Annotated in this window: 4 protein-coding genes; 3 read left to right on the forward strand and 1 reads right to left on the reverse strand. The window is 62.4% G+C overall.

Features of this window, described 5'->3' with window-relative positions:
* The first annotated feature begins 376 nt into the window (after nt 1-376).
* A complete protein-coding gene (locus tag ACXJ7R_RS24770) occupies nt 377-1,936 on the forward strand; it encodes a polysaccharide biosynthesis/export family protein (protein ID WP_457154125.1) in 1,560 nt (519 codons plus the stop codon).
* 1,097 nt (nt 1,937-3,033) lie between these two features.
* Here ACXJ7R_RS24770 and ACXJ7R_RS24775 read toward each other — a convergent pair.
* Nucleotides 3,034-3,249: a cysteine rich repeat-containing protein gene (locus ACXJ7R_RS24775; protein WP_095089594.1), complete on the reverse strand. Its 216-nt coding sequence runs from the start codon at nt 3,247-3,249 to the stop codon at nt 3,034-3,036.
* Nucleotides 3,250-3,426: 177 nt separating this feature from the next.
* On the opposite strand from ACXJ7R_RS24775, the gene ACXJ7R_RS24780 reads away from it, so the two are divergent.
* Together ACXJ7R_RS24780 and ACXJ7R_RS24785 are read left to right on the forward strand one after the other, a co-directional pair.
* A complete protein-coding gene (locus tag ACXJ7R_RS24780; RefSeq protein WP_457154126.1) occupies nt 3,427-4,476 on the forward strand; it encodes an efflux RND transporter periplasmic adaptor subunit in 1,050 nt (349 codons plus the stop codon).
* On the forward strand, nt 4,473-4,889 hold a 417-nt coding region (locus ACXJ7R_RS24785; protein ID WP_457154127.1), incomplete at its 3' end, for an efflux RND transporter permease subunit. The genes ACXJ7R_RS24780 and ACXJ7R_RS24785, both read left to right, overlap by 4 nt.

Consider the following 4,889-nt stretch of genomic DNA (forward strand, 5'->3'; position numbering starts at 1 on the left):
CGCAGCAGCTGAGTTCATTCGTGGGTTTCGCGCGAGCCATTTCAGTGCCGTCTCGATGATGGCAAMATCCTCGGGCCGCGCCTACGCCGACGGAATCGGCCGCCGAAATACCGTGACGAGCAAATAGAGGGGGCCTTCTCTGGTGTCTTTTGCGAATGCAACGGTCGTTTAACGCGATATCGAAGGTCGGAGCGCAGAGCAGCTGGCTGCCGAACCTGGTACAGATGCGCCCCTTACTCAATTGGGCGATGCAGCTTACGCTCTATTTGGTACTCACCACTGCTGATCGACTTTGGTAGGCTCACGCCGTGAGCTTTGTCTGCGCGTCGCGAGCTTTGCGCAGCGCGTGGTCGGTGAGAGTCATGGAGGTCCAGTCATGGATCATGTCCAGACATCCAACGCGGATTGCCACAGCCCTGCACTCTCCGGTGGTATCCGAAGATTCTCGGCCGTGGCGGCGTTGTTTCATGACTCCCGGAAGAGGTCACGCGGCGCTGCGATAAGCCTTATCCCGTTCTGCCTGATCCTGCTATTTGGCGCCCCAGCAAAGAGTCAATCGGAGACTGACGACAGGCTCGCCCCTCAAGACACTGTCGAGCTAAAGGTCTCGGGGTGGGATGCCTTGCGAGGCGGCATCACGGAGGGCGTAGAGCTCAACGGTGCTTTTACGATCGGTGCAACCGGGACGCTGGATCTTCCGGGGATTGGGCACGTTCCGGCTGCGGGTCTGCGTGAGAGTGAATTGGCAAGGCTGATTACCGATCGCTTACAGGCCAGAAGTGGTTTCGACACCCGTCCCGTCATGACCGTGCAGCGCACGCAGTCGGCAGCGTCGTCGGGCGGCGCCAAAGCCGAGGGGCACCCGGCTGGGGCGCCGCCAGACGTGAGCGGTTCTCGCCCATTGGTGGAGGCTGCCGCGACCGGGCTAGGAGGGGAACGATCCAAGACGGACGCGTCACTGCATGAACTATCGGCCGTTCGCGAGGAGCTTGAGGCCGCTCGCCAGCAGGCGTCTGCAGATCGTCAGTCTGCAGACAGGGTCGAGCGGGTTCTTCGCAGCGAACTGGACGCGGCGCGAGACGAACTTGATGACATGCGGCGCGTCACAGCCGACGCAGGCGTGCGTGAGCGTGCGGTCGCCGAGGCGACGACTCTTCAAGGACAAGCCCTTGAAGACCAGAAGCAAAGAGCCGAACGGCTCGCGCAGGGTCTGGCTGTGGCGCAGCGCGAAGTCGAAAGCTTGCAAGTCAAAGCCGCCCTCGCGATCCGCGAAAAGGCCGCCGCACTCGGCGCGCACCAGGCTGCGGAAGCTTCCCTGTATGGAGCGAGACGCGCGCTTGACGAGGGGCGGGAGACGATCGAACGCCTCGAACGCGATCTTGCCGCGACGCAACAATCTCTCGACGCTCTTGAGGCCAACGGAAAACTGGCTGCCGCTGCACAAATGGCAGATATTCAGGACCGCCAGGCTGCTGAGGCCGCTGCAAAGCGAGCCGGCGAAGCGCTGGCATTGGAACGTGGGAGAGCAGATGCTCTCGGGCGCGATCTCGATGCCACTCGCCAGGATCGCGACGCGGCAAAAGAGGAAGTCGCCCGGCTCTCTGCTGCTTTGGGGCAACAGCGCGAAAGGGCCATTGGCCTGACCCGCGACCTCGTTGCGGCGCGCAACGAAACCGACATCCTGAAAGCTCGCACTACGCCTCGCGATCAGCGCATCGAGCCTGCTCCCAAAGCGCCTGCCGGTGATCGCGCAGGCCCCCGTACCAGTGCACTTACAGGGAAACGGGCTAGATCAGCCCATGAGCCCGAGGGGCGAGAAATCCGCAAAGTGGCGGTCCGCAAGTCGCCGCAACCTGTTCGGCTGACGACGATTGGCCTTCCCGCCGCGTTGCTCCCGACGCGGGCGCCATTGCGCACGGCACAAGGATTATGGTGATGCGCAAGTATCCAGCTGCCGTATTGGCGATCGCAGTTGCGATCGGGCCTGCTTCGGCTCTTGCTGATGGCCTTGGAGGCAAAGTCGGTGGTATCGGGGTCGGCGCCCGTGTGGGCGGCGGCTCGAACGGCGCCTCCGTCGGTGTTGGCGCGAGCGTCGACGGTGTCGGAGGAGCAAACGTTGGAGGGTCGGTCGGCGCGAGCGAGGGATCGGCGGGCCTTGGAGGCAACGTCGGTGGTATTGGGGTCGGCGCCGGTGTAGGCGTCGGTTCGAACGGCGCCTCCGTCGGTGTCGGCGCGAGCGTCGACGGAATCGGGGGAGCCAATGTTGTAGGCTCGGTCGGCACGAGCAACGGATCGCTTGGCGCCAACGTTGGAGGCGGTACCAACGTCGGCGGCGTAGGCGGCCTTTCGGCAAGCCCCAGTGCTGGAGACGAATCCGCCGGTGCTGGCGCCGCTCCGGGCAGTACGGCAAATAGTCGAGCGAGCGCGGCGTCGGGGGCTGCCACAGGGCCAGCGAGTGTCAGCGCCGGCAAGAAGAAGGCCGCCATAGTCGTGACCAAGGGCGTGCGACACGCAGTAGCCCTGCCGCGCAGCCTCCGGCCTTCCAAAGGTGGTCGCGACAGGCAAAGCACCACAGGTTATCCCTTACGGCCTCAGGCGCCGTTAAAGGTGATACCTGGCACCCCGCCCGCCGTGGTTCGCGTCTGCCGTCAGGCGATCATGTCGGCTGCGAAGCCACTTGGTGCCGTGAGTGTGCACGCAGCCAGCGCAGGTACCCTGCGCCGGCACCGTCGCGGTGCCCTCACCGCACCAATCGAGGTGCGCATAGACTATGCAAGACAAGGCGGCATCGAAGTTCGACAGGCGCGGGTTGGATGTCGCCTCGACGCGGCGGGACAGGTCGTCGCGGTGACATAGGTTTGACGAACCTGGCGGGTGTCCGACGTCTCACTACCAGACGATAGGGCCGCGTCCATTCGCCAAAGCGTCCGAACATCCGGCTTGCCTGCTCGTAGCGCTCAGGAGTGGCATTGACACATGCGCGGCTCCGGTCCCAGCCGGCCCTGACGGCTCGGCGGAGCGCACTGCGCGATCCTAACCAGGTGTGTTCGCCTTGACGACCTTTTGGCATTCCGGCGTCAGCTCGCTGAAATGTTCCGTCAGACATTGAATGACGCGGCCGCCGCCTGGCTCCACGCCTTTGCAGAATTTTTCGAAGTTCGCTTGGCAAGCCTCACGTTCGGCCGCTGTCTGCGCCTGAGCCGCAAGCATCTGAACGGCTAGGAAAACCACGCTCAAGGCAATTCGCATGACAAACCCCTCCAAAATGGCTAACATTCAATCAAAATACCGTGAAGTGTTGAGGGGGGTCAAATGCTTTTGGTATCGCGCATTGCGCTGGCCGTAACTTTGCTTGCGGCGACGGCACTGCTTTCAGCATGCAACAAGCAAAATGCCTATGTCCCGCCGCCGCCGCCCAAGGTCGACGTGGCGCTGCCGCTCAAGCAGACGGTAACGCCCTATCTCAACGAGACGGGGAATACGGCCGCCATCAATTCGACGCCATTGATTGCCCGGGTGGCGGGCTTCATCCAGGAAATAGACTACAAGGACGGCGACCGCGTCAAAGCGGGCACCCGACTGTTCCTTATCGAGCCTGAACCTTACCAGTTGGCGCTTGAACAGGCCCAGGCTGGCCAGACGTCGGCCGATGCCTCCGTCAAACAGTCCAGCGCCGACCTGAAGCGGCAACAGGATTTGCTCGCGCAGAAGGTAATTTCGGCGTCCACGTTGGACCAGTCTGCCGCTGCCGCTGCGGTCGACGTGGCCAAGCAGCAGCAGAACGCCGTTGACGTCAAGCAGGCGCAACTCAACCTGAGCTACACCGAAGTCAAGGCGCCATTCGACGGCATCGTCACCGCCCGCCAGGTATCGGTCGGCGAGTTCGTAGGCACTGGCAGCACTTCCGACCTCGCAACGATCGTCCAGATGGATCCGATATACGTCAATTTCAATGTCAGTGAGCAGGATGTGCAGCGGATCCGGGCTGAAATGGCCAAGCGTGGTCTGACAATGCAGAGTCTCAAGAAGATACCGGTAGATGTCGGCCTGCAGACCGAGACTGGATATCCGCACAAAGGAACGCTCGACTATGCAGCGCCGGCGGTATCTTCCTCAACGGGCACGCTTCTGGTTCGCGCCGTCTTGGAAAACAAGGACAATGCGCTGCTGCCCGGCTATTTCGTCCGACTGCGCATCCCGCTCGGCGAGCAGCCGGACATGTTGCTCGTACCGGATCGTGCAATCAGCAGCGACCAGAGCGGCCGCTATGTGCTTGTCGCCGGAAAGGACGACACAGTCGAGCAACGCGGCGTCGAGATTGGCCAACTGGTCGGCGAGTTGCGCGTCATTACCTCCGGCCTGACAGCGGAAGACCGCGTCGTCATATCTGGCTTGCTGACAGCCCTGCCGGGCCAGAAGATCGAACCGACCGTGAAGACCCTCCAGCAAACTCCGGCCAATGGTGCTGGCCAATGATCTCCAAATTCTTCATCGAACGACCCGTTTTGGCGAATGTCATTGCCGTCCTTATCGTCGTCGTTGGCATCGTCTCGCTCTTTGCGTTGCCGGTAGCGCAATATCCCGACGTGGTTCCACCGACCGTTTCGGTAACCACCCGTTATCCGGGCGCCAGCGCGCGCACGGTCATCGACACCGTCGCACTGCCGATCGAGCAGCAAGTCAATGGCGTCGAGAACATGCTCTACATGCAGTCCTTCGCTGCCTCCGACGGCAGCTACAACCTGACCGTCACTTTTGCCATCGGTACAGATCTGGACCTGGCCCAGGTGCTTGTTCAGAACCGGGTCTCTGCCGCCATGGCCGGGCTGCCCCAATCAGTGCAGGTGCAGGGCGTCAACGTGCAGAAGAAGTCGACCTCCATCCTCGAG

The sequence above is a fragment of the Mesorhizobium sp. P5_C1 genome, from assembly GCF_054049815.1.